27 protein-coding genes, 1 tRNA gene and 1 pseudogene are annotated in these 23,571 nt (G+C 65.8%); 23 read left to right on the top strand and 6 right to left on the bottom strand.

The genetic code is table 11. From position 1 onward, the window contains the following. Nucleotides 1–119 precede the first annotated feature (119 nt). The 8 genes from GRI40_RS01215 (at nucleotide 120) to GRI40_RS01180 (ending at nucleotide 5,003) form a co-directional block, all read left to right on the top strand. Nucleotides 120–290: a hypothetical protein gene (locus GRI40_RS01215; protein WP_160609655.1), complete on the top strand. Its 171-nt coding sequence runs from the start codon at nucleotides 120–122 to the stop codon at nucleotides 288–290. Beyond that, nucleotides 291–485 carry a helix-turn-helix domain-containing protein gene (locus GRI40_RS01210; RefSeq protein ID WP_160609654.1) on the top strand — a complete coding sequence of 65 codons (195 nt, stop codon included), beginning with the start codon at nucleotides 291–293 and terminating at the stop codon, nucleotides 483–485. It begins immediately after the preceding gene. Continuing rightward, nucleotides 472–1,125: a hypothetical protein gene (locus tag GRI40_RS01205; protein ID WP_160609653.1), complete on the top strand. Its 654-nt coding sequence runs from the start codon at nucleotides 472–474 to the stop codon at nucleotides 1,123–1,125. Before GRI40_RS01210 ends, GRI40_RS01205 begins: the two co-directional genes overlap by 14 nt. 34 nt (nucleotides 1,126–1,159) lie before the next feature. Continuing rightward, entirely contained in the window at nucleotides 1,160–2,083 is a 924-nt protein-coding gene (locus tag GRI40_RS01200) for a TraB/GumN family protein (protein WP_160609652.1), read from the top strand. After that, on the top strand, nucleotides 2,080–2,958 hold the full coding sequence (locus GRI40_RS01195; protein WP_337190463.1) for a TraB/GumN family protein: 879 nt from the start codon (nucleotides 2,080–2,082) through the stop codon (nucleotides 2,956–2,958). Before GRI40_RS01200 ends, GRI40_RS01195 begins: the two co-directional genes overlap by 4 nt. 106 nt (nucleotides 2,959–3,064) lie before the next feature. After that, nucleotides 3,065–3,724 (top strand): 50S ribosomal protein L25/general stress protein Ctc, encoded by a 660-nt coding sequence (locus GRI40_RS01190; RefSeq protein WP_160609651.1) that lies wholly within the window; start codon nucleotides 3,065–3,067, stop codon nucleotides 3,722–3,724. A 93-nt stretch (nucleotides 3,725–3,817) separates the two neighbouring features. Next, a complete protein-coding gene (pth, locus tag GRI40_RS01185) occupies nucleotides 3,818–4,399 on the top strand; it encodes an aminoacyl-tRNA hydrolase (RefSeq protein WP_160609650.1) in 582 nt (193 codons plus the stop codon). Next, on the top strand, nucleotides 4,392–5,003 hold the full coding sequence (locus GRI40_RS01180) for a CPBP family intramembrane glutamic endopeptidase (protein WP_160609649.1): 612 nt from the start codon (nucleotides 4,392–4,394) through the stop codon (nucleotides 5,001–5,003). The genes pth and GRI40_RS01180 overlap by 8 nt, the downstream gene beginning before the upstream one ends. Here the strand turns inward: GRI40_RS01180 and GRI40_RS01175 are convergent. Further along, on the bottom strand, nucleotides 5,000–5,230 hold the full coding sequence (locus GRI40_RS01175) for a hypothetical protein (RefSeq protein ID WP_160609648.1): 231 nt from the start codon (nucleotides 5,228–5,230) through the stop codon (nucleotides 5,000–5,002). The genes GRI40_RS01180 and GRI40_RS01175 overlap by 4 nt on opposite strands. A gap of 169 nt (nucleotides 5,231–5,399) precedes the next feature. Between GRI40_RS01175 and GRI40_RS01170 the strand changes: the two genes are divergently transcribed. After that, complete coding sequence (locus GRI40_RS01170; protein ID WP_160609647.1) at nucleotides 5,400–6,110, top strand: cistern family PEP-CTERM protein; 711 nt, start codon at nucleotides 5,400–5,402, stop codon at nucleotides 6,108–6,110. Between the two features lie 33 nt (nucleotides 6,111–6,143). Here the strand turns inward: GRI40_RS01170 and GRI40_RS01165 are convergent, their stop codons facing one another. Then, entirely contained in the window at nucleotides 6,144–7,664 is a 1,521-nt protein-coding gene (locus GRI40_RS01165) for a tetratricopeptide repeat protein (protein WP_160609646.1), read from the bottom strand. A gap of 100 nt (nucleotides 7,665–7,764) precedes the next feature. On the opposite strand from GRI40_RS01165, the gene ychF reads away from it, so the two are divergent. Beyond that, complete coding sequence (gene ychF / locus GRI40_RS01160; protein ID WP_160609645.1) at nucleotides 7,765–8,865, top strand: redox-regulated ATPase YchF; 1,101 nt, start codon at nucleotides 7,765–7,767, stop codon at nucleotides 8,863–8,865. A 58-nt stretch (nucleotides 8,866–8,923) separates the two neighbouring features. Next, nucleotides 8,924–9,724: a DUF1206 domain-containing protein gene (locus tag GRI40_RS01155; RefSeq protein WP_160609644.1), complete on the top strand. Its 801-nt coding sequence runs from the start codon at nucleotides 8,924–8,926 to the stop codon at nucleotides 9,722–9,724. A gap of 2 nt (nucleotides 9,725–9,726) precedes the next feature. Here GRI40_RS01155 and GRI40_RS01150 read toward each other — a convergent pair whose 3' ends face one another. Further along, the gene (locus GRI40_RS01150; protein ID WP_160611301.1) at nucleotides 9,727–10,104 is read right to left on the bottom strand and encodes a MerR family transcriptional regulator; all 378 of its coding nucleotides are present in this window, start codon (nucleotides 10,102–10,104) and stop codon (nucleotides 9,727–9,729) included. Between the two features lie 44 nt (nucleotides 10,105–10,148). On the opposite strand from GRI40_RS01150, the pseudogene GRI40_RS01145 reads away from it, so the two are divergent. The 3 genes and pseudogenes from GRI40_RS01145 to GRI40_RS01135 all read left to right on the top strand — a co-directional run bounded on the left by GRI40_RS01145 (nucleotide 10,149) and on the right by GRI40_RS01135 (nucleotide 12,678). Further along, a pseudogene (locus GRI40_RS01145) lies at nucleotides 10,149–10,822 on the top strand (MauE/DoxX family redox-associated membrane protein). Nucleotides 10,823–11,041: 219 nt separating this feature from the next. Further along, nucleotides 11,042–12,208, top strand: coding sequence for a hypothetical protein (locus tag GRI40_RS01140; RefSeq protein ID WP_160609643.1), 1,167 nt, complete (start codon nucleotides 11,042–11,044; stop codon nucleotides 12,206–12,208). Nucleotides 12,209–12,213: 5 nt separating this feature from the next. Continuing rightward, nucleotides 12,214–12,678, top strand: coding sequence for a MaoC family dehydratase (locus GRI40_RS01135; protein ID WP_160609642.1), 465 nt, complete (start codon nucleotides 12,214–12,216; stop codon nucleotides 12,676–12,678). Here the strand turns inward: GRI40_RS01135 and GRI40_RS01130 are convergent. Continuing rightward, nucleotides 12,675–13,190 (bottom strand): hypothetical protein, encoded by a 516-nt coding sequence (locus GRI40_RS01130; RefSeq protein ID WP_160609641.1) that lies wholly within the window; start codon nucleotides 13,188–13,190, stop codon nucleotides 12,675–12,677. The two genes, GRI40_RS01135 and GRI40_RS01130, sit on opposite strands and share 4 nt — an antisense overlap. Then, nucleotides 13,190–15,031 carry a DNA mismatch repair endonuclease MutL gene (gene mutL / locus GRI40_RS01125; RefSeq protein ID WP_160609640.1) on the bottom strand — a complete coding sequence of 614 codons (1,842 nt, stop codon included), beginning with the start codon at nucleotides 15,029–15,031 and terminating at the stop codon, nucleotides 13,190–13,192. Before mutL ends, GRI40_RS01130 begins: the two co-directional genes overlap by 1 nt. Nucleotides 15,032–15,221: 190 nt before the next feature. On the opposite strand from mutL, the gene GRI40_RS01120 reads away from it, so the two are divergent. The 9 genes from GRI40_RS01120 to GRI40_RS01080 all read left to right on the top strand — a co-directional run bounded on the left by GRI40_RS01120 (nucleotide 15,222) and on the right by GRI40_RS01080 (nucleotide 23,330). Continuing rightward, on the top strand, nucleotides 15,222–16,265 hold the full coding sequence (locus tag GRI40_RS01120) for a rod shape-determining protein (protein WP_160609639.1): 1,044 nt from the start codon (nucleotides 15,222–15,224) through the stop codon (nucleotides 16,263–16,265). A gap of 14 nt (nucleotides 16,266–16,279) precedes the next feature. Further along, on the top strand, nucleotides 16,280–17,182 hold the full coding sequence (gene mreC, locus GRI40_RS01115) for a rod shape-determining protein MreC (protein WP_160609638.1): 903 nt from the start codon (nucleotides 16,280–16,282) through the stop codon (nucleotides 17,180–17,182). Then, entirely contained in the window at nucleotides 17,179–17,736 is a 558-nt protein-coding gene (locus GRI40_RS01110; protein WP_337190462.1) for a rod shape-determining protein MreD, read from the top strand. The genes mreC and GRI40_RS01110 overlap by 4 nt, the downstream gene beginning before the upstream one ends. Further along, nucleotides 17,733–19,790, top strand: coding sequence for a penicillin-binding protein 2 (gene mrdA / locus GRI40_RS01105; protein ID WP_160609637.1), 2,058 nt, complete (start codon nucleotides 17,733–17,735; stop codon nucleotides 19,788–19,790). The genes GRI40_RS01110 and mrdA overlap by 4 nt, the downstream gene beginning before the upstream one ends. Beyond that, nucleotides 19,787–20,902, top strand: a complete 1,116-nt coding sequence (gene rodA, locus GRI40_RS01100) for a rod shape-determining protein RodA (RefSeq protein WP_160609636.1) — start codon at nucleotides 19,787–19,789, stop codon at nucleotides 20,900–20,902. Before mrdA ends, rodA begins: the two co-directional genes overlap by 4 nt. Nucleotides 20,903–20,998: 96 nt before the next feature. Further along, nucleotides 20,999–21,074, top strand: a tRNA-Lys gene (locus GRI40_RS01095). A 324-nt stretch (nucleotides 21,075–21,398) separates the two neighbouring features. Then, entirely contained in the window at nucleotides 21,399–22,241 is an 843-nt protein-coding gene (locus tag GRI40_RS01090) for a glycosyltransferase (RefSeq protein ID WP_160609635.1), read from the top strand. Between the two features lie 184 nt (nucleotides 22,242–22,425). Next, complete coding sequence (locus GRI40_RS01085; RefSeq protein ID WP_202390110.1) at nucleotides 22,426–22,860, top strand: glycosyltransferase family protein; 435 nt, start codon at nucleotides 22,426–22,428, stop codon at nucleotides 22,858–22,860. Then, a complete protein-coding gene (locus GRI40_RS01080; RefSeq protein ID WP_160609634.1) occupies nucleotides 22,857–23,330 on the top strand; it encodes a glycosyltransferase in 474 nt (157 codons plus the stop codon). The genes GRI40_RS01085 and GRI40_RS01080 overlap by 4 nt, the downstream gene beginning before the upstream one ends. Before the next feature lie 10 nt (nucleotides 23,331–23,340). On the opposite strand, the gene GRI40_RS01075 is transcribed toward GRI40_RS01080, so the two are convergent. Beyond that, the gene (locus GRI40_RS01075) at nucleotides 23,341–23,493 is read right to left on the bottom strand and encodes a hypothetical protein (RefSeq protein WP_160609633.1); all 153 of its coding nucleotides are present in this window, start codon (nucleotides 23,491–23,493) and stop codon (nucleotides 23,341–23,343) included. Nucleotides 23,494–23,571: the final 78 nt, after the last annotated feature.

Genomic DNA, 23,571 nt, shown 5'->3' with positions numbered 1-23,571 from the left:
GATGGCCGTGGACGGGTCAACAGAGTGCGATGTAAGGTTTGCTTGACAGTGTAATCAGTGCGCGACATTAAGTCAGGGAAACCTGACACTCACCACTGATTCGGAATTGGGGCCAAGTCATGAAGCACGCCGCGAAATCTCACCGCACCATGGCGCTGCTGGCGGCGGCGATTGCGGGGTTGCTGCTGGCGGCCGGCGCTTTCGCCCTGCCGGATCGCGGCGTACCTTCGCGCAGTGGTGGCGGCGGCGCGGTAGGTCTGCCGGGTCTTGGCGCAATCGCGATGTCCTGAGTGCAGAACCGTCTCAAAGTCCTGCGCGCCATGCGCGACTGGAGCCAGGCCGAACTGGCGCTGCGGCTCGACGTCTCGCGCCAGGCAGTGAACGCCATCGAGACCGGCAAGCACGATCCCTCGCTCCCCCTCGCCTTCCGCATTTCCCGCCTGTTCGAACTTCCGATCGAGGAGATCTTCGATGACCAGCCCTGAGCCTCTCGATACTTTCCGGGAACCAACCGATGGACCCAGCTTCCGGGACATCGCCGTGGCCGCAATCGCGGGGCTGGCGCTATTGTTCGGCATCGGCCTCCTGGCGGGCCTCGCCGTCGCGGCCAGCGAGGGAGCGATCCGCAACCCGGCGCGCGCCGCCACCGGGCTCGCGATCGCGGTGTTGCTGGTCGCGGGCTGCGGCTGGGCGCTGTGGCGTGTGGGCCGAAAGCTGACGGGCGGTATCATGTCGCCCAGGCAGCGCACCGCGCGGCGGATGGTGATCCTTTCGATGGCGATTGGCGCCGTGCTTGGCGCCGCGCTGCAGATCTCGGCACTCGATGGCGATCCGCTGGCGATCTCGACCGGCCCCGTGCCGCCGTTCGCCGCTCTTGTCACGATCGCAGTGTTCCTCACCGCCGTGCCCGCGGTCAGCTGGCGCTGGTGGCGCAGCATCGACGAGCACGAGGCGCTGTCGTACAAGGATGGCGCGCTTGTCGCCGTGTACGCCTACTCGGCCATCGCCCCGACCTGGTGGATGGCCTGGCGCGGCGGATTCCTGCCCGAACCCCACTATATGGCGACGTTCCTGATCGTGATGGCGGTCTGGGCCGCAGTCTGGGGCCTGCGCCGATTTTCCTGAGCTTTCGTTACCCCGTTCCCTGGAGATTACTCACATGCTGAAGACCAGACTGCTTCGAACCCTCGCCTCCGCCCTCGGCCTGCTGTTCCTGCCCGGATGCGCCGCCACGCAAGATGCAGCACGCCTCGCAGCCGCCGCGCCTGTCGCTGCGCCAGCCGGTCCGGCGCTCTGGAAGGTGGCGGACGAGGACACCACGATCTACCTGTTCGGGACCGTGCATGTCCTGCCCAAGGACACGCAGTGGTACGACGCGCGCATCGCCCGTGCACTGGAATCCTCGGGCTCCATCGTCACAGAACTGCCGCCTGCCGCGTTGAGCGACCCGAAGATGCAACAGGTCATGATGAGCTATGCCATGCTGCCCGCCGACAAGAACTTGCGCGCCCTGTTGACCCCTGAGCAGAAGGCTACCTACGAAGCCGCCCTCACAAAGCTGAAAGTGCCGGTGGAAGCGTTCGACCGGTTCGACCCGTGGTTCGCCGGCATGACCCTTTCGATGCTGCCCCTGATCCAGACCGGCTGGAACCCGGAGAGCGGGGTCGAGAAAGTGCTCGAGGGCAAGGCCGGCACGAACGTGGAGCGCGGCGCGGTGGAAACGGTCGAGATGCAGATGAAGCTGTTCGACGAGCTGCCGCAGGATGCTCAAGTCGCCTTCCTGATGGCAGCTGCGGAAAACCTCGACAAGGTAGTGCCGCAGCTCCAGGCGATGGTCGACGCGTGGAGCGTGGGCGATGCCGACAAGCTCGCGGCGTTGATGAACGAGCAGTTGCAGGATGATCCCGCCCTCGCCGACCGGTTGCTTTATGCGCGCAACCGCAACTGGGCCGAATGGATCGACCAGCGGCTGGACCAGCCCGGCACGGTGTTCATGGCCGTCGGCGCGGGCCACCTTGCCGGAGCCGAGAGCGTGCAGGCGGCGCTGGGCAAGCGCGGCATCCAGTCCGTCCGCGTCCAGTGATCCGCCGCGTCTTCGCCCTCGCGCTCGCCGTCGCCCTTGGCGCGTGCGGTGGCGAAGGGGCACGCGGGGACCTGCCGCCGCCCTCGCCAGCGCTGTGGGAAGTCACCCGGCCCGATGGCCGCGCGGCGGGATGGCTGTTTGGCACGATTCACGCCCTGCCAGCGGGCACCGCGTGGCGGACACCCGCGATCGACCGCGCGATCGTAAGCACCGATATGCTGGTGGTCGAAGTGGCCGACCTCGACGACCGCGGGAAGCTGGCCGCCACATTCACCCGGATGGCCCATTCGGATGGCTTGCCCCCACTATCTGGGCGGGTGCCCGGCGGGATGCGGGAACGGCTTGCCGCGCTCCTAGCAAAGGGCAACTATCGCGAGGCGGACTTTCGCGCGATCGAGACATGGGGCGCGGCCATCATGCTGTCGCGGCTTGCGGACGAATCCAGCGGAGGAAACGGGGTTGACCGCGCGCTCGTCACCGCTCTCGAAGGGCGTCCGATCGTGGAACTTGAAGGCATCGAAGGCCAGTTCGCGATCTTCGACGGCCTCCCCGAAAGCGACCAGCGCGACCTGCTGGGCGCCGTGGTCGGGGAAGATACGATGGACACGGATGACAGCGCTCGCCTCGCCCGCCTGTGGCTCGCCGGAGACATGGAAGCTATCGCGCGCGAAGCGGACGAAGGGATGCTGGCGGACCCCGGCCTGCGCGAAGCGCTTCTGACCCGCCGCAACCGCGCCTGGGTCGAGCGTCTCGCCGCCATTTACGCCAGCGGCAAGCGCCCGCTGGTTGCCGTTGGCGCGGCGCATATGGCCCCGCCATCCGGCCTGCCGGAGCTACTGGCAGCACGGGGCTACACCGTCACCCGCGTGCGCTGAGCTTGCCTTTCTCCTCCTGCGCCGCTAACGGCCCGCGTTCCGGCGTCATGGTCATCCCTGGAGGCGTGGCGGACCGGGCATTCAACCGCATTGAAAGGCAAGTACCATGAGCGACGCTCTGACCCTGCCGGCCGAGGCGCGCGAACGGGCTGGCAAGGGAGCCTCCCGTATTCTGCGCCGCGATGGCCGCGTTCCCGCCGTGATCTACGGCGGCAAGGAAGAACCCCTGATGATCCATGTCGAGGCGAAGGAACTGACCCGCCAGCTCGGCACCGGTCATTTCATGAACTCGATCGTGATGATCGACGTTGGCGGCAAGTCGGTCCGCACCCTGCCCAAGGATGTTGCGTTCCACCCGGTGACCGAACGTCCGGTCCACGTCGACTTCCTGCGTCTCGCGAAGAACGCCAAGATCCAGGTCGCGGTGCCGGTCGTGTTCCTTAACGAAGAGGACAGCCCCGGCCTCAAGAAGGGCGGCGTGCTCAACATCGTCCGCCACGATCTTGAACTGATCTGCGAATCCGACAAGATCCCTGACCAGATCGAAATCGATGTCACCGGCAAGGATGTGGGCGATGCGATCCACATCAGCGAAGTGACCCTGCCGGCGGGCGCGGAAAGCGCGATCACCGATCGTGATTTCACCATCGCCACGCTGGTCGCTCCCTCCGCCCTCAAGAAGGCCGAAGGCGCCGAAGCTGCCGGCGATAGCGATGGCGCGGCCGCACCTGCGGACGACAACGCCGGAGACGCGGCGAGCGAATAAGCCGCTTCGCGCAACCGAACATTACGGCGAAGCGCCGGTCCAGCGATGGGCCGGCGTTTTGCTTTTCGACCACTGTGTGCATAGGACGCCGCCATGCAAATCTGGGCAGGTCTCGGCAACCCCGGTCCGCAATACGCGATGCACCGGCACAACGTGGGTTTCATGGCGCTCGACGTGATCGCGGACATGCACGGGTTCGGTCCCGTGCAGAAGAAGTTCAGCGGGTGGGTGCAGGAAGGGCGCATCGGCAACGCGCGGGTCCTGCTGCTGAAGCCTGCGACATACATGAACGAAAGCGGCCGCAGCATTGCCGAAGCGCTGCGCTTCTACAAGCTCGACGCGGAAGCGCTGACCGTATTCCACGACGAGCTCGACCTCGCGCCGTTCAAGGTGAAAGTGCGGGTCGGCGGGGGGCTGGCCGGGCACAACGGGTTGCGGTCGATCGACAAGCACATGACCCAGCTCGGCGGCGCCGAGTTCCGCCGCGTGCGCATCGGCATCGGCCACCCGGGGCACAAGGACCGGGTGACAGGCCACGTGCTGGGCAATTACGCCAAGGCGGAGATGGACGATCTCACCGACATGCTGGCGGCAATCGGGGCGGAGGCGTCCTGGCTTGCGGCCGGCGACGACCCCCGCTTCATGAGCGAGATCGCCCTGCGGCTGCATGGCTGACGGAAGCGCCGCGCTGACGCCTGGCAAGGTGGCGCTCGCCCTTGCTGCACAGGCCTTGCTGCTGATCGGTGCGGGCGTGGCGCTGTGGGTGCTTTCGGGGCGCGACGTCGCCGACTTCGTGGATTTCGGGTGGCGGCCCGTGCTGCAAGGGCTGGTTTTCGGAGGCGTGCTGATCGCGGTTCTCGCCTCCGTTTTCCGGCTGTTTCCCGATTTCCTCGAACATACCGCGCGCCAGCAGGCGCGCATGGCGCAGATCTTTCCCGCCCGCACGGGCATGCGGAATTATGTCTGGCTGGCCCTGTGTGCCGGGATCGGGGAAGAAGCCGTGTTCCGCGGCGGCTTGCAGACATTGCTGACCGACTGGATGCATCCCGCGCTTGCCGTCGTGCTGGCGGCCGCCGGGTTCGCGGCAATCCACCTCGCCCGGCCGCTGATCACGGCGATCATACTCGTCGCGGGGATCATCTTCGGCGCGGTCTACTGGGCGACCGGGAGCCTGGTGACGGTCATGGTCGCGCACGCGCTATACGACGTCTGGGCGCTCCGGACGCTCCACCGCGAGCTCATCAGGCTGGGCTATTGCGAACCGGGCCCGGCGGCCTAGACTGCGATCGAAGCGCCCGGCCGGGGAGTCCAACCAAGTGCCTGCATGCACCCGATGAAGAAATCGCGGCGGTCTGCTTCCTTCGCAACCGATTCGACCATGGCAAGGCAGGTCCGCTCTGCCTGGTCGAACGACGTCCCGGGCCCGCCGATCCAGTCGTGGGAGTTGGTGGTTTCGCACGCGCCCAGGGCGAGCACGGCCAGCGAAGCAAAAAGGGCGCGTCCCATCGCGCCGGTCTGACAACACGCGTCACGCCGCGCAAGCGCTTTGCACGCGGGAGGAAGGTAGGCAGCGTTCGCTAACTCGTCCTAACCTGGCACACCGCCAACGCGGCGCTTGGAGCCGGCGGACTTGTTTGCGATTTGGGCAGCACAAACCTTTCCGGGGGAAACCGAAATGCGCCGTTCCAAATTCATTCTCGTCGGCACGGCGCTCGCCGCGCTGGTCGCTGCAACACCCGCACTGGCCGATCCGATCACGTTCGATGCTGACGATGTCGGCACGACCTTCACACTCAACTACAACGGGTTTTCGGGCGGCACTATGGTCGATGGCCTCACCGCTTCGACCACTTTCACGCTCACCGGCGTGACTGGCACGAGCTACACGTTCGATTACACGGTCAACAACACAACCGGCTCCGGCGTCGAATCGCGCATCTCCAGCTTCGCCTTCGACACCGACGCGCAGATCGCCACGGCTTCAAGCACCGGCACCTACAACGATGCGCTGACCGGCAGCAGCTATCCGAACGGCATCGGCAGTGTCGACGTCTGCTTCAAGGCTGGCGGATCGAACAGCTGCGCCGGCGGGAACGGCGGCGTGACCACCGGCGACATCGGTTCCGGTTCGCTGACGCTGGGTTTCGCCCAGCCGATCACCTCGCTCACGCTCGACAACTTCTTCGTGCGCTACCAGTCGGTCTCGGGTGCGGGACCGATCAGTTCAGGTAACGGCGCTGTGATCACGAGCTCTGGCGGAACGCCGGTTCCGGAACCGGAAATGCTTGTCCTGTTCGGCCTTGGCGCGGCGGCCCTGGCATTCCGCAGCCGTCGTCGCCAAGCGGCGACCGGCGCTGCCGGCGCCCCGGCCCTCGCCTACGCCTGAATCCGATCCGGCCCTGGCGCTGCCATCCTTCCCCTAGCGGGTGGCGAGCGCCAGGTGCCGGGCGATCGCAGGGTTCTGCGGCGCCAGCTCTGCCGCCTTGCGCAACAGGGCGATGCCGCCTTCGCGGTCGATCCCCCCTTCCACCATGATCCAGCCCGCTGTGTCGAGCACCGACGCATTGCCAGGCGCGAGCTTCAGGGCCGCCTGCGCGTGTTCGTGCGCCACGGCGTGGTTGCCCTGCCTCCCTTCGGCGTAGGCCAGGTTGTTGAGCACCATCGCGTTGCGTCCATCGGTCATGCCCAGGATCGCGCGGTAGCCCGCTGACGCCCCCGACCAATCCTCCTTGCGCAGCGCCGCGTCAGCCTGTGCCAACCGCGTGGCGAGCGTCTGTGCCCCAGCGTCGCGTGCCCGGGCCTGCCACTGTGCGGCATCGGGCGTTCCAGCCGCCTTGGTCGCAGCCGCCATCGAGGCGACGTCTCCGGCGCGCGCGCCCGGTGCCGAGGCCAACGGGCGCAGCGTGGCGACCGCTGCGGGCGCATCGCCGGAAGCGAGCTGCGCCCGGCCCAGCAGCCGCAGAGCCGCCGGGCGGCCCGGCTGGCTGCGCAAATAGGCTCGAAAATGCCCGATCGCCTGTTGATGGAGGCCGAGCTCGCCAAGCGACTGGCCGTAAAGCAGCTGCGCTTGCGGCATCGTGTCCAGGCGCTCTTCCTCTGGCTGAAGAATGGACCGGGTTCGCTGCCAGTCGCCCTCGGCTGCCGCGAGCCGGGCCTGGAGATAGACAATCGACGGGTCGCCAGGCGTGCGTGCCGCGGCAGCCTTGAGCAGGGGTGCCATCTCGGTCGTCCGGCCAAGGTCACCCAGGGCGCTCAGCCGTCCCAGCAGGACCGGCCTGCTTTCAGGCCACCGCTTTCCGGCTGCCTCGTACTCGGCGAGTGCTGCGTCATGGCGCCCCTCGGCGGCAGCAAGCTCACCGGCGGCGAGCATGGCCTCAAGCGGCTCGTCCTTCCCGCGCGCGCCGGCAAGCGCAGTCCGCGCTCCTTCCAGGTCGCCGCGCAGCAAGGCGTAGCGCGCGGCCTCGCCCAGCAGGCGTGCCCGCGATCCGTCTGCCGCCGCCCCGGCCGTAAATGCCTGCGAGGCGCCTGCATGGTCGCCGCCGCGCAGCGCGGCAAGCGCGCGAACACGCCATGCTTCGGAGGTGCGGAGCCCCTCCACGCTGGCGATGGCAAGATCCGGCTTCCCGCGCAGCAGCTGCGCATCCCCTGCCAGGATCGCGGCGTCTGCCGGCGCACGGTCCATGGCGCGGAGCCGTTCCAGCGTCGTCATCGCCCCTTCCCCGTCACCCAGCTCCAGTTGAGTCCGCGCCAGCAAATCGAGCGCGGCCCCATCTACTTCCCCGCCCTCGATTGCCGAGAGCAAGTGGACGCGCGCTTCGCTGAAACGGTGCTCGGCGAAACTGGCGCGCGCCTCGGCCAGCGACTCCTCCGGCGACGGGGCGCAGGCGCTGGTAAAAAACATCGCGACAGCGAGCACGGCGGGCGTAATGCGATTGGTCATATGCACAGGCTAACGCGCGCTCCCAAATATTTGGTGAAGCTGGCCAAGCGCGCCCAGGCTCGCTAGGGCGCGCGCTTTCACGCATCACAAGGTACAGAAGATGGGTTTCCGCTGCGGGATCGTCGGCCTGCCGAACGTCGGCAAGTCCACCCTGTTCAACGCGCTCACTGAAACGCAGGCCGCGCAGGCCGCGAATTATCCGTTCTGCACTATCGAACCGAACGTCGGGCAGGTCGCGGTGCCGGACGAACGTCTTGAAACGATCGCGTCCATCGCGAAGTCCGCCAAGATCATCCCAACGCAGCTTGGGTTTGTCGACATCGCCGGGCTGGTAAAGGGCGCGAGCAAGGGCGAAGGCCTGGGGAACCAGTTTCTCGGCAACATTCGCGAAGTGGACGCGATCGTGCACGTCCTGCGCTGTTTCGAGGATGATGACATCCAGCACGTGAGCAACCGCGTGGACCCCATCGCCGATGCCGAGGTGGTGGAAACCGAACTGATGCTTGCGGATCTCGAAAGCCTGGAAAAGCGCGTGCCCGCCGCCGCGAAGAAGGCCACCGGCGGCGACAAGGAATCGAAAGTGCTCGCCAGCGTGCTCGGCCAGGCGCTCGATCTGCTGCGCGAGGGCAAGCCCGCCCGCCTGACGGAGCCGAGGGACGAGGAAGAGGCACGCCTGTTCCGTCAGGCGCAGCTCCTTACCGCGAAGCCCGTCCTGTATGTCTGCAACGTGGCTGAGAGCGATGCGGCCGAGGGCAACGACCTGTCCGCGCGGGTGTTCGAGAAAGCCTCGGCCGAAGGCGCCCAAGCGGTTGTTGTTTCCGCGGCGATCGAAAGCGAACTCGTCACCATGCCGGTAGAAGAACGCGCGGAGTATCTTGCGGACCTGGGCCTCACCGAAAGCGGGCTCAGCCGGGTGATCAAGGCCGGCTACCGGCTGCTCGGCCTCCAGACTTTCTTCACGGCCGGCCCCAAGGAGGCGCGCGCCTGGCCGTTTCCGGCCGGGGCCAAGGCACCCCAGGCCGCGGGTGAGATTCACACTGATTTCGAACGGGGCTTCATCCGCGCGGAGACGATCGCGTTCGACGACTACGTCGCGCTGGGGGGCGAATCTGGCGCGCGCGAAGCGGGCAAGCTGCGGCAGGAAGGCAAGGAGTACCTCGTCCAGGACGGCGACGTGTTGATGTTCAAGTTCAACGTCTGATCGCGCTGGGCACCTTCCACGCACTCGCACGTTGGGCGCGAAAAGGGGAATAGCCGCGATGGTCGACAAGTCCGAGAAGTTCAGCTGGCTCGTGCGCATAGGCTACGCCGCGCGCGGGGTGGTTTATATTTTGCTGGGATACCTGGCCCTGTCGACGGCCGGCAAGGCGGGCGACGGTCAGGCCGCCGTGTTCGACATGATCCAGGATGCGCCGATGGGCGAGGTTATTCTTTACCTCGTCGCCCTGGGCCTGCTCGCATACGCGGTATTCAAGGCAATCGACGCGGCATCCAATATCGAGAGTCATAGCGACGACGCCTCGGGCAAGGGAAAGCGCGTGGGCGCAGCGGCAAGCGCGATCGCGCACCTCGTCCTCGCCTATACCGCCTACCAATTCGCCGCCGGAGAAAAGCAGCAGTCCGCGGGCGAAGGCGGCAGCGGTCAGGAGGTGGCCGGCAGCCTGCTTACCTGGGATATGGGACCGGTGCTGCTGGGACTCGTTGGCCTTGGTTTCCTCGTTGCCGCGGCGGTGCAGGCCAAGAACGCCTACACAGGCAATTTCATGAAGCACGTCAGCGGCAGCGCGCCGCGCTATGTCGAACCGATCGGGCGCGCCGGCCATGCCTCGCGGGCGGTCGTCTTCGCGCTCATCGGGTGGTCGCTGATCAAGGGCGCATGGTTCTCCCGGTCAGGCGAGATAAAGGGCCTCGGCGAAGCGCTGGTCGCCTTGAGCGATAATGGAGTGATTTATCCTCTGGTCGCTCTCGGCCTGATCCTGTTCGGCGTGTTCAGCCTGATCATCGCGCGGTACCGGATCATACCTGACATCCGCAAAGACAACCTGAAGCCTCGGCTGTAACGTCAATCGAAGGCGGCGAGGATGGGACATGGTCCCGCCCCGCCGCGGGCGCAGTCGTGGGCCAGCTTGCCCAACGCGCGGCGTGCATCCTCGAGCCGCGCGATTTCCGCCTCGAGCGCGGCGATTCTATCCTGCGCCATCGTACGCGCGCGCGTGCGATCGTCACTGCGGTCCAGGTTTATGAGTTCCGCGATCTGGGAAAGGGTAAATCCCGCCGCCTGCGCCCGCCGCACGAAGCGCAGCCGCCGCGCGTCCTCCGCGCCATAACGACGGCCGCCCCGGGCTTCGCCCCGCGGCGCCGGCATCAGACCTTTCCGCTGGTAGAATCGCACCGTTTCCACGCCGACGCCGGCCGAAGCGGCCAGATCGGATATGCGCATCGCTTTCACGCTTGACTCCGTACCTTGGTACGGAGGTTATAAGCATGCGCATGACAGGTTCCAAGACCGCAAGCCTCACCCGCATGGCGCTGCCGGACCATACATGTCCGTATGGCATCAAGGCCAAATGGCTGCTCGAACGTCATGGCTACACGGTGGACGATCGATCGATGGGCGGCGAATCGGCGGCTACACCGACCTTCGCGCGTTCTTCGGCAAGCCGCTTCCGGCTGACGGATCGACACGCTACGTCCCGGTACTGGCGGTTTTCGCGGCGGCCGGGGCGCTGGCGCTCGCCGTAAGCTACGCGGTGTTCGGCAACCCGTTCACCGTGCGCGCCGGCGAATGGTTTGTCAGCTTCGCGATGGTCATTCTCGCCATGCTCAAGCTGCAGGATGTCGAGAAGTTCTCGAGCATGTTCCTGGGCTACGACCTGCTCGCCAGACGATGGGTGCCTTACAGCTATGCGTACCCGTACCTCGAGTTCCTGGCCGGCACGCTGATGGCCGCGCAGGCGCTCGACTGGGTGTCGATTCCGGTTGCGCTCGTAATCGGCACGATCGGGGCCGTGAGCGTCTTCTACGCCGTCTACGTGCAAAAGCGCTCGATCAAGTGCGCCTGTGTGGGCGGATCGAGCAACGTGCCCCTGGGGTTCGTGTCACTGAGCGAGAACCTTGCCATGATCGCGATGGCGGTCTGGATGATCTTCTACCATTGATATTCGTGGAAATTTCGACCGATGATAACGCGATGGATTCTCGGCGCGGCCGTCCTGGCCCAGCCCGTCCCACTTTTCGCCCAGGACCGCCACGCGGGCCATGACACGCCCGCGACGGAACCGGCCGCACCGACCGCCTCCCCGACGGATCACGTCCACATGGACCATTCCGGGAAAGGTCATGCGGGGATGGACCATTCGGGGATGGACCATTCAGCGATGTCTCACCGCGGTGCGGGACACGGCGGTATCACGCATTCCGGAGAGGGTTCGGGCACCGCGCGCGTGCCCGCCAACGAGACGATGAGCCATGGCGCCATGGTTGGATTGGGAGGCGATGCCAGCCTGATGCTACACGGTTTCCTCTGGCCGGTCTACACCGACCAGGGCGGGGTTCGCGGCGACGACAAGTTCTACGTCCAGTCCATGGCGATGGCGACGATCTCGGCGCCGTTCGAGGGCGGGAAGTTCACCGCCCGGACGATGTTGAGCCTGGAGCCGCTGATGCGCCATGATGGCTATCCCAACCTCTTTGCTACGGGTGAGGTCGCGTATGGCGAAGCGCTCGTCGATCGGCAGCATCCCCACGACCTGTTCATGGAGTTGGTCGGCCGGCTCGATATCGACATCGCGGACGGGACGACCGCGTTCATCTACGGCGGGCCGGTCGGGGAACCGGCATTGGGGCCGAGCACGTTCATGCATCGGGCCAGCGCGCGCTATAATCCGGAAGCCCCCATCACCCACCACTGGTTCGACTCCACCCACATCACCTATGGCGTGATCTCTGCCGGGGTCGCGGCGCCGCGCTGGCAGCTTGAGGCCAGCACCTTCCGTGGGCGCGAGCCGGACGAATATCGCTGGAACATCGAAAAGCCCCGGCTGGATTCGTGGAGCGTGCGCGCGAGCTATGCGCCCTCGCCAGCCTGGTTGCTGCAGGCAAGCCACGGCCGAATCGAGCAGCCGGAAGAACTGCATCCGGGGGAGGACGAACATCGGACGACCCTGTCCGCCCAGTACAACAACGCTCGCGGGCTGTCGGCGATGGCGGCATTCAGCGCCAAGGATCGCGAACCCGGCAAAACGCTGACGGCGTGGCTTGGTGAAGTGAACTACGACCTGACGGACAGGCATACGGTGTTCGGCAGGATCGAGAACGTGAAGAACGACGAACTTTTTCCCGATCACCACGACCCGCTCCACGATCAACCGTTTCGCGTGACGAAGTTCCAGGCCGGCTACGCCTATCGCGTCCCTCTCGGTCCATTGAACCTCGCACTTGGCGGATCGGCGGCAACGTATGCCAAGCCCGCGGCGCTCGACCCCTATTATGGGCGCAGTCCTTTCAGCTACACTGTGTTCGCACGATTCAGCCTGGGGGACTAAGGCGCATGGATTATTTTGAAGACATCGAAGTCGGCCGCAAGGCGCGGTTTGGCCGGTACGAGGTCACGCGAGAGGAAGTGGTCGAGTTCGCGAAAAAATACGATCCGCAAGCCTTCCACCTCAACGACGATGCAGCCGCGAAGACGCATTTCGGCCGGCTCTCCGCAAGCGGCTGGCACACTTGCGCGATGACGATGTCGATGCTGGTCCGCAACATGGAAGAAAACCGCCAGGCCGGCCTCGGTTCGCCCGGGATCGACGAGTTGCGGTGGATCAAGCCCGTGTACCCTGGCGACACGCTGCGGGTGGAATCAACTGTCCTCGAGAAGCGGCGCAGCGAGTCGCGGCCCGAGATGGGCATTTTCAAGTCCCGGCTCACCGTCTTCAACCAGAACGACGAACCGGTCATGTCCATGGTTTCGAACGGCCTGATCCAGGTTCGTGACCCGGATGCGGCGATCGAAACCTAACTACCGCACTGCGCGATCCCGCTGGCCTGATAGACGATCTGGTCCCGATCGTTACGCAGCACGAAACGCGCGGGATAATCGACCGTCTCCATCCCCGATTGTTTGCCTTCTGCGGATGACAGATCGAGGATGAGCGACCACGCCGCGCCGGTGTAGCGCGATCGGGTGCCCAGCGGCAGCACGTCGCTTCCCGCGTCGGGGGCGAAAGGCACCAGCTTCCCGTCGATCTTCATGTAGCCCCGTTCCGGCTGAAGCAGCGCGACGGGCGTTCCGCTGTCGGCGAGCGCAAAGTTGCAGCCCGCGCCGAAAAGATCGTACTGTTCGACGTCGGCAAAGCCGATCGTGTCGGGCGTCACCGGCGTCGGCGGTGGGACTTGCGCGGCCTTGACCTCGGCCACGGCGGCCTCGTTCATGCGGGCTTTCTCGGCAGGGCTAGGGCCCTCTTCCTCGGCGCAGGCGGACAGCATCAGCAGCGTGACCGACAGCGCGGCGGCGTGGAACCGTGAGGTCATCAATGTCTCCCGAACAGTTTTTCGACGTCCGTCATCGAAAGCTTAACCCACGTTGGCCGTCCATGGTTGCATTGGCCCGAACGCGGCGTGCGTTCCATCTCCCGAAGCAGGGCATTCATCTCAGCCACGGACAGCGCACGGCCCGCGCGGACCGATCCGTGACAGGCCATGGTTGCCAGCACCAGCTCGAGCTTCTCAGTGAGCAGCAGCGAGCCACCGTCCGCGGTCGGTCCGTGCTGTGCGATGTCGTCGGCGATGTCGCGCAGCAACGCGTGCGGATCGGCGTTGGCCAGCGCGTGCGGCAGACTGCGCACAAGCATGGCGCCGGGGCCGAAGCGCTCGATCGAAAGCCCGACCGCGCCAAGGCTGTCCGCCGCGGTTTCCAGGCGGTCGCAATCCACCTCGTCCAGCTCCACCACTTCGGGGATGAGCAGTGCCTGCGCGCGCGCCGTTGCAACGCCGGCGCCTGCGGCACGCAGGCGTTCAAGCACCAGACGCTCGTGCGCAGCGTGCTGGTCAACCAGGATCAGCCCGTCGGATGCCTCTGCCACGATGTACGTCTGCGCAACTTGTCCGCGTGCGACGCCGAGCGGGTAGTCGGCCGCATCGGCAGGCATGGGCGCGGCCTCTTCCGCCCGGCCGAGCGGGACGGCCAGCGTCGCATCCTCATGGGCCCGCCACGCCGATGCAGGCTCATGCACCCCTGCGGACGCGACCGACCACGCGCGGGTGGAAAAAATCGAACCGAGCGTGTCCGCCGCCGGGGCAGGCTCTGTCGTCCACCTGCGCATGGCCGCGGCGTCGGGTGTTTGCGCGCTGCGCCGGTCGCCGGTGGAGAGCGCCTGGCGCAGGCCTGAAACTATGAACCCGCGCACCCCTGCCGCATCCCGAAAACGGACCTCCGTCTTGGCGGGGTGGACGTTCACGTCGACGTCTTCGGGCGGGATGGTCAGGAACAGCGAGAGCACTGCATGCCGGTCTTTCGCCAGCATATCGGCATAGGCGCCCCGCACGGCCCCAACGAGGAGGCGGTCCTTCACCGGTCGGCCGTTGACGAACAGGTACTGGTGGTCTGCAACGCCCCGGTTGTAGGTCGGCAGACCGGCAATTCCGCCAAGGCGCATCGTGCCCGACGGCGACGGCCGCTCCAGCTCGATCGCGACGCCATTGTCCTTCAACTCGCGCGCGACAATCTGCGCAACCCGGTCAGCCAGCGCCTGCCCGGCTTGCAGCGACAGGATCCGCCGGCTGCCATGCTCGAGAGTCACGCCGATGTCAGGCCGGGCCATGGCCAGACGCTTCACGACGTCGAGGCAGGCGGCATATTCGCTGCGCGCACTGCGCAGGAACTTGCGGCGCGCCGGCACCCGGGCGAAGAGCTGTTCCACCCGCACGCGCGTGCCCGGCGGCAGGGCGGCGGGCCCTTCTCCCGCCAGCATGCCGTGATCGACCACGTAGCGCCAACCCGCCTCGCTGCCGCGCGGGCGGCTCTCGATCGTCAGCCGCGCTACGCTTGCGATGCTGGGCAGCGCCTCGCCCCGGAAACCGAGCGTGACGACCTGTTCGATCGCACCGTCGGCTCCGATCAGGCTTTCCGGCAGCTTGGACGTCGCATGCCGTTCCAGGGCGAGCGCCATCTCAGGGGCCGTCATGCCGCAGCCATCGTCGGTTACCTCGATCCGGTCGAGGCCGCCTTCCTCCAGCAGCACTGATATCGAACTTGCGCCCGCGTCGATCGCGTTTTCGATCAGTTCCTTGAGGGCCGCCGCCGGGCGCTCCACCACTTCGCCCGCCGCGATGCGGTTTACCAGATGCTCCGGCAGGCGGCGAATATCAGCCATGCCCGGCCCCTAGCGACCAAGCGTCACAATTTCGAGCCGGCCTGTGGGATTTCCCGGGGACGGCCGCACAATCCTTTGGCGTTTTCCGGGGCCTTTGGCTAAAGCACCGGCACTTCCCGCCACCTCCCGGGTCGCTGTTGCCGCGAACGCCGCGGCAAAGGCCCGCAATCACACGGATTACAGGCCACCAATGGGTTTCTTTTCGAATCTCCTCAAATTCGGATCGCAGAACATGGCGATCGACCTCGGTACGGCAAACACGCTGGTATATGTCGAAGGTCAGGGAATCATCCTGAACGAACCTTCGGTGGTCGCGATCGAGACCCTGAACGGCATCAAGCGGGTCAAGGCCGTGGGCGAAGATGCGAAGATGATGATGGGCAAGACGCCTGACAGCATCGAAGCGATCCGTCCCCTGCGCGACGGCGTGATCGCGGACATCGAAATCGCCGAGGAGATGATCAAGCACTTCATCCGCAAGGTGCACGGGAAGAAGAGCCTGCTTCGATATCCGGAAATCGTCATCTGCGTCCCCAGTGGCTCGACATCGGTGGAACGCCGCGCCATTCGCGATGCGGCGAGCAACGCCGGCGCAAGCCAGGTCTTCCTGATCCTGGAGCCGATGGCCGCCGCGATCGGCGCGGATATGCCCGTGACGGAACCCGTCGGCAGCATGGTCGTGGATATCGGCGGCGGCACGACGGAAGTCGCGGTGCTCAGCCTGCGCGGCCTTGCCTACACCACGTCCGTCCGCACCGGCGGCGACAAGATGGACGAGGCGATCGTCAGCTACGTCCGCCGACATCACAACCTGCTGATCGGTGAATCGACGGCTGAGCGGATCAAGAAGGACTACGGGATTGCCCGCCACCCCGAAGACGGGATCGGCGAACAGATCACCTTGAAGGGCCGCGATCTGGTGAACGGCGTGCCGAAGGAAATCACGATCAATCAGGCGAACATTGCCGAAGCGCTATCGGAGCCCATCGGGGCAATTGTCGAAGGTGTTCGCATCGCGCTCGAGAACACCGCTCCCGAACTGGCAGCGGATATCGTGGACCAGGGTATCGTCCTCACGGGGGGCGGCGCCTTGATCCAGGGCCTGGACGAACACTTGCGCGAAGAAACCGGCTTGCCGGTCTCCATTGCCGAAGATCCTCTGAGTTGCGTCGCTCTCGGCACCGGCCGGGCCATGGAAGATCCCGTCTATCGCGGCGTCTTGATGACCGCCTGACAGGATGATCTGACATGGCGCCGCATACCTCACGGCGCTCCGGGCATTCACGCAGGGCGCAATACGGACTGTTCACGGGCTATGTGCTCGCCGCGATCGGCGCTGCCGTCGGGGCCGCGCTGCTCGCCATCTCGTTATGGCGGCCGTCGACGTTCAACGGCCTGCGCGGAACGGCGTCTGAAGCCGTCACCCCGGTGGGCAGGGCAAGCGCCGCGACACGTGCAGGAAGCCAGGACCTGTTCGACACGATCTCGGGCTATCTCGCCGCGGGCAGCCAGAACGCGGCACTGAAGCGCGAGGTGGAAATCGCACGCATCCGCTTGAAGGAAGCAGAGGCGGTGCGGGGAGAAAACGCGCGCCTCAAGGCCCTGCTCGGCTTTCGGGAGGGCGCGGTGAAGCCGGTCGCCATCGCGCGCCTTATCGGGTCCACCGCGTCCAGCACGCGGCGGTTTGCCTATCTCGGGGCGGGGAGCAACCAGGGCGTGGCCGTGGGGATGCCCGTGCGCTCCCCCCGGGGGGTCGTGGGCCGCATACTGGAAGTCGCACCGGACAGTTCGCGCGTGCTGTTGCTGGCCGATAGCGAAAGCGTGATTCCGGTCCGGCGCTCCCGGGATGAGATCGTGGCGTTCGCCGAAGGGCGCGGCGACGGACGCCTCCGCATTCGCCTGATCAATCTGGGCATCAATCCGCTGAAGAAGGGGGACGTGTTCGTCACCAGCGGGGCCGGAGGCTACTATCGCCCGGGCATCGCCGTGGCGATCCTGCAGGAAGTCACCGAAGACGGCGGCGTGGCCGCGGTGATCAGCGATCCCGCCGCGACGGATTTCGTGGCGGTGGAGCCGATCTGGCAGCAGCGCGCGCTGGAAGCGGCCGCGACGCCCGTGGCCGAAACGGTGGGCGAGGCTGAAGGCGCGTGATCGGCGAAATTTCCGCCCGAGCCCGGCGCGATCGCTACGGCAGCAAGATCAACCGGACTCACTCGCCGCTGCTTGCCTACGCGGTCCCGGTCCTTTCGATCATGCTGGGATCGTTGATCCCGCAGCTTCCCATCGCCAGCGCGGTCCCGCTCATGCCGCCGCTCGGCTACCTCCTCCTGCTGTCCTGGCGCTTCGTGCGACCTGGTCTCCTGCCGGTGTGGGCGGGTTTCCCGCTCGGGCTGTTCGACGACCTGTTCAGCGGCCAGCCATTCGGAAGCGCGATAGCGCTGTGGTCCGTGACCATGCTGGGCATGGAACTGTTCGAAGCACGGTTCCCCTGGCGCGGATTCTTTCAGGACTGGCTGGTGGCAGGGGTCATAGTGACTTGGTATCTGGTTATCGCCGCCCTTTTCTCGGGCGGCCGGGTCGACGGCACGATGCTGCTCGTCCTGTTGCCGCAAATCGTCCTGTCGGTGAGCATCATCCCGCTGCTTTCCCGCCTGGTGGCCGGGCTTGATCGTTTCCGCCTGTCCCGCGTGCGAGTCCTCGGATGATCGCGCGACGGCGCCGGAGGCGCGCCAAGCCGTTCGTGAGCCCGGCGACACTGGCGACGACATTCGAGCGGCGCAGCTTTGTGATAGGGGCGCTACAGGGCGGATTGGGGCTGCTGCTCACTGGGCGGATGGCCTACCTCTCCATCTTCGAGAACGAGAAGTATCGTACCGAGGCGGAAAGCAATCGGGTCAACCTGTCGTTGATCCCTCCCCGGCGTGGCTGGATACTCGACCGGAACGGCGCGCCGCTCGCCTCGAACAAGGCGGACTTTCGCGTCGACATCATTCCGGAACGCATGCGGGACCCGAAGGGCGAAGTGGCTGCCCTCGCCCCCATCCTGGGCCTAGACGCCGAAAAGGTGCAGGATCTTCACGACAAGATCGATGAGGCGCGCGGCTTTGCGCCGATCGAGGTGGCAAGCGGGCTCGACTACGAACAGTTCGCGGCCGTCAGCGTGCGTCTTCCCGACCTACCGGGCGTTGTGCCGCAGCGCGGCTTTTCGCGCTTCTATCCCACCGGCCCTTCGGTCGGGCACCTAATCGGGTTCGTCGGCCCGGCGAGCGCCGAAGAGTACGAGAAGGACCGCAACCCGATCCTGATCACCCCAGGCTACAAGATCGGCAAGGACGGCCTGGAAAAGCAATTCGAGAAGCGCCTCCGGGGGGTGCCCGGCGCACGGCGGGTCGAGGTGACGGCGTCCGGCCGCCTCGTCCGCGACCTCGAAACGCGCGAGGACATCCAGGGCAAGCCTCTCACGCTGACGATCGATGGGCCGTTGCAGGATTATGCAGCCCGCCGCATCGGGCTGGAGTCGGGCTCGGTCGTGGTCATGGACTGCCAATCCGGTGACCTGCTGTGCATGGCGTCGATGCCCAGCTTCGATCCCAACAGCTTTTCCGACGGCATCGGCCGTATCGAATATTCGATGCTCAGCCAGGACGAGCGGGTGCCCCTTCGCAACAAGGTATTGAAGGGGCTCTATCCGCCGGGGTCCACCGTCAAGCCGATGGTCGCGATGGCCTTTCTCGAGGCTGGGCTTGATCCGAACGCAACCGTTTCGTGCCGCGGCGGCCTGCGGGTCGGCAATCGCACGTTCCATTGCTGGGACCGCGGCGGCCACGGCACCGTGGACATGGCCAAGGCCGTGTACCAGTCATGCGACGTCTATTTCTATTACTTCGCCCAGCGTCTCGGCATGGATGTCATCGCGCCGATGGCGCGGCGTTGCGGCATGGGCGAAGAATTCCCGCTGCCTGTCCTCAGCCAGTTCTATGGCACCGTGCCCGACCCGGCGTGGAAGCTGAAGAAATATGGCCAGGCTTGGCAACCCTACGACACCGTGAACGCGACCATCGGCCAGGGTTACATGCTGGCCAATCCGCTGCAGCTCGCGGTTATGGCGGGGCGCCTCGCCACAGGCCGCAAGCTGATGCCGCGCCTGCTGCTGGACCCGTCCTTGCCGCAGCCCGCGTCGATGAATTTCCACGGCGATCACGTGCAGGTGATGCAACAGGCGATGAGCGACGTGGTCAACGGGCCTGGAACCGCGGGCCGGGCCAAGCTGCCCATCCCCGACGTGCTAATGGCCGGCAAGACCGGGACCGCGCAAGTTGTCGGCCTCAACATCTCCAGCGGCAAAGGCGGGTTGTGGAAGTATCGCGACCACGGCCTGTTCATATTCTTCGCGCCATTCGATAATCCACGCTACGCCGGTGCCGTGGTCATCGAGCATGGCGGCGGATCGGCCTCTGCCTACCCGATTGCGCGGGATGTCATGACCTTCATGTTCGACCCGAAGAAGGGGCTGGAGGCGCTCGACGCGCTGGAGAAACAGTGGGGCGGTACGCCGCAGCAGCGCCTGGAAGCGCGCTATCGTTCGTATGCCAGCGCTGCCGGCGAGCGGATCGGACCGGCGCCCCGCCGCGTCGAGGACGTGTTTGCGCGGGTGGATGCCGAATCCCGCGCGCCGCAACCTCTTGAAACAGCCGCCGTAAACCCGCCGCCCGAGCCGGTGGGCCGCGCAGCCCCCGCCGCCGGGGGTGATCCGCGATGAATTCCGTCATCCCGGCCCCCATCGCCCGCCAGCCGTGGCAGATGCTCCTGCCGCTCATCCTGTTGATCGCGTTCGGCGCGGCCGTGCTCGATTCCGCCGCCGGCGGGACGTTCAGCACGTTCGCTGCGTCACACCTGGTGCGCTTTGCGGTGTTCCTAGTCATGGCGAGCGTGATGACCTTGTTCAGCAAGGATATCGTGCGCCTGGTGGCGTACCCCGCGTACGTCGTCATTCTGCTGCTTCTGCTCGCGGTGGAATTGCTGGGTTTCGTGGGCGGCGGCAGCCAGCGTTGGATCGATCTCGGCTTCATCGTGCTGCAACCGTCGGAGCTCATGAAGCCGGCCATCGTGCTGGCCCTTGCGCGTTTTTACGCCGACTTGCCTTCTGGCATGATCCCCACCTGGCGATCGCTCGTTCCGGCGGCCGTGATCATCGGGATGCCGGTGCTGCTGGTTCTGTTGCAACCCGATCTCGGGACCGCCACGGCAATCGCGTTTGGCGGAGTCTGCGTCATGTTCCTCGCCGGCCTGCCGCTGTGGTGGTTCATGGCCGGTGCCGGGGTGCTGGTCGTCGCGGCGCCGTTCTCGTTCTTCTTCCTGCTGCACGATTACCAGCGGAACAGGGTGTTCACGTTCCTCGATCCGGAGAGCGATCCGCTTGGGACCGGATACCACATCACCCAGTCAAAGATCGCGATCGGATCGGGCGGGCTGACTGGCAAGGGTTTCGGCCAAGGATCGCAGAGCCACCTCAACTACCTTCCGGAACCGCATACCGACTTCGTCTTCGCCACCATGGCTGAGGAATGGGGCCTCTTGGGCGGGGTGTTCGTGCTCGGCGTGTTCTTCCTGATCCTGCGTTGGGGCTGGCGCGTCGCCATGGCGTCGAACGATCGGTTCGCGCGCCTGCTGGGCGGCGGGATGGTCGCGACGATATTCTTCTACGTCGCCATCAACCTGTCGATGGTCATGGGCCTGGCGCCGGTTGTCGGCATTCCCCTGCCCTTCATGAGCCACGGGGGCAGTTCGATGATGACCAACATGATCTGTCTGGGCACGCTGATGATGATCAACCGGTGGAACATGCGCGGCGGTCGCCAGTCGCTAGCTTGATTGGCGGCGAGAGGCTCTTGGCAATCGCGAACGAGCCGCTATATGCGCCTCTCCCGGCGATTCGCGGGCCCCATCGGGCCGGATGAACGACGGCGTGGACGCATAGCTCAGTTGGTAGAGCAGCTGACTCTTAATCAGCGGGTCCTAGGTTCGAGCCCTAGTGCGTCCACCACTCCCCCACCTTTTCGGACGCTTGGCTAGCGGGGCTCCTTGATCCCCTATGTATCCCGATTGCCGCGCGACATCGTCGGGGACGAGTTCCGGCACGCGGCGTATGTCGACCTCGCGTTCCTTGGACCGACTGGGTGCCGTCTGCCATGACTTCCGCCATCGCCTCGATGCGGCCATAGGACCAATGATAGAGCATGAGGATCCGGACCATGGCGCGTTCTTCCATATTGAAGCGTCAAATCGGCCGTCCACTGGATGAACCAGCGGGACCGGCGATGTTCCCGCGACCGGCGCGAGAGGCGCTTGTCGGAGGATCGGGCGGAACATGACGGGCCAGGCGGGCTTCACCGTGATCGTGCCGGCGCATGACGAGGCGCGAGTCATCGGACGGACCTTGCAGTCGATGCGGCGCGGGGCAGGCGCACGCGATCACTTTCACGTCATCGTAGTGCCGAACGGATGCACCGACGACACCGCGGACGCCGCCCGCCGCGCAGATCCGGCCGCCGAGGTGATCGAGATCGCTCAAGGATCCAAATCGGCCGCCATCAACGAAGGGTTGCGCAGGACCAAGATGTTTCCCGTCCTTGTCGTCGATGCCGATATCGGGATCGAGTATCCGGCGCTCCTGGGTTTGGCCGAAGCATTGCGGGAACCGGGTGTCATGGTCGCTTCGCCCGCACCGCATGTCGTCACCGAGAATTCCGATCGCTGGACGCGGGCCTATTACCGCGTCTGGTCCCGTCACGGATACCGGGCGGAAGGCGTCGGCGGCAGCGGCGTGTACGGCCTTTCTAAGGAAGGCGCGGCCATGCTGGGTTCGCTGCCGCCGGTCATTGCCGACGACACGTATGTGCGCTGGTCGTTCCCGCTCTCACAGCAGCGGCGCGTGTCCGCGTTCGGCGAAATCCCCGTCAAATCCGTCGTCGAGGCACCCCGGACCGTGACCCAGCTCGTTGCGTGCGAGGCGCGCTGGCACGCGGGAAACGTCCAGCTACGCAAGCTGAAAGCCGGCCCCGGCCCTACGCGCGCCCATCTCGGGGGAGGGGTCTCGCCGATCGACCGGATCATCTATCTCTGCATAAAGCTGCTCGGGCGCGTTCGTTATGCGATCAACGTAATGACCGGGCGTGCGGGGGTCTGGCATCGTGACACGTCGACGCGCTGACTGATCCGCTTCCCCGTTCCAACAAACCAGGCCGATGCCCTGTCCCTCAGCAGTCTGCGCGGGAAGGCGTTGATTCTGTGGCTTTCTCGATGAACGCAATGGCCTTACAGACGTTAACTGCCATTAGGCGGATGGCGGAGTGAGTTGGGGCAGCGTGAACCGGAGTTCGAAAGAAACGAGAGTCGTGCTGGCCATTGCCTCGGGCGGGGGGCATTGGGACGAACTCCTGCAGCTTCGCGGGGCGTTCCAGGACACGACGGTCCATTACGCCACGACACTCCCCGGTCTCGCCGACCGTGCCGGCATTCGCGCGCACGTGATCCCCGATTGCAATCGCAAACAGCCGCTGCGAGCGCTGCGCTGTGCGTTCGCGCTGACAGCCCTGCTCGTGATCGTCCAGCCGACCGTGGTGGTGACAACCGGCGCGCTCCCCGGCCTGCTCGCTATCGCCATCGCGCGCAAGATGGGCGTGCGAACGGTCTGGATCGACAGCGTGGCCAATGCCGATGAGATGTCCCTTGCGGGCCAGAAGGCGCGGCGCCACGCGGATCTGTGGTTGACGCAATGGCCCGCGATCGCCCAACAAACGGGCGCGACCTATTCGGGCGCGGTGCTGTGATCCTGGCAACCGTCGGCACGCAGCTGCCCTTCCCGCGCCTGCTTGAATCGCTCGACCGGATCGCGGGGCGGAGCGGGCTCCATATAGTCGCGCAAATATGCCAGGCGCCCGGCCCCTACCCGCATCTCGAACAGCACGCCTTTATCGAACCTGCGCGCTTTGACGCTTTGCTATCTGAAGCGTCGGTCCTGATCGGCCACGCGGGAATCGGCACGATCTTCGCCGCGGCGCGGAGCCGCATACCCCTGATCCTGTTCCCCCGCCAATTCGCCTTGAACGAGCACCGAAACGATCACCAGATGGCCACGGCCCGGGCGTTCGAAGACCGTCCCGGCATTCACGTCGCCTGGACCGATAACGACCTGGAACGGCTGGTTCTGACCCCCGGCCTCGAGCCGATGGGGGAGGACAGTTGGACGCAGCGGGAACCGCTTCTCGCCACGCTTCGCGCGTTTTTCGCCAGCCTCTGACCCGCGAGGGTCAGGAGCATGCTTCCTGTTCTGGAATGTCGATCGCCGTGTCCGCCACGCGCGGCGCGCGGTAGCTCTCCTGCATAGGGTGCGCCGCATCCTTGTCCTGCTCGATGAGCGGCTCGACAGGTTCAAACAAGCGTTCGTCCAGTTCGAATTCCATCGTCGTCGCTCCTCGACACCAAAGCGCTCCGTATGCGCCGGCGTTCCTGGAATTTGCGACGATCTGCCGCGCTATGCG

Origin of the sequence: Tsuneonella aeria, assembly GCF_009827495.1 — a bacterium.
GTDB lineage: Bacteria > Pseudomonadota > Alphaproteobacteria > Sphingomonadales > Sphingomonadaceae > Tsuneonella > Tsuneonella aeria.
The sequence above is the reverse complement of the archived record's forward strand: the minus strand, read 5'-3'. Positions and strand labels throughout refer to the sequence as shown.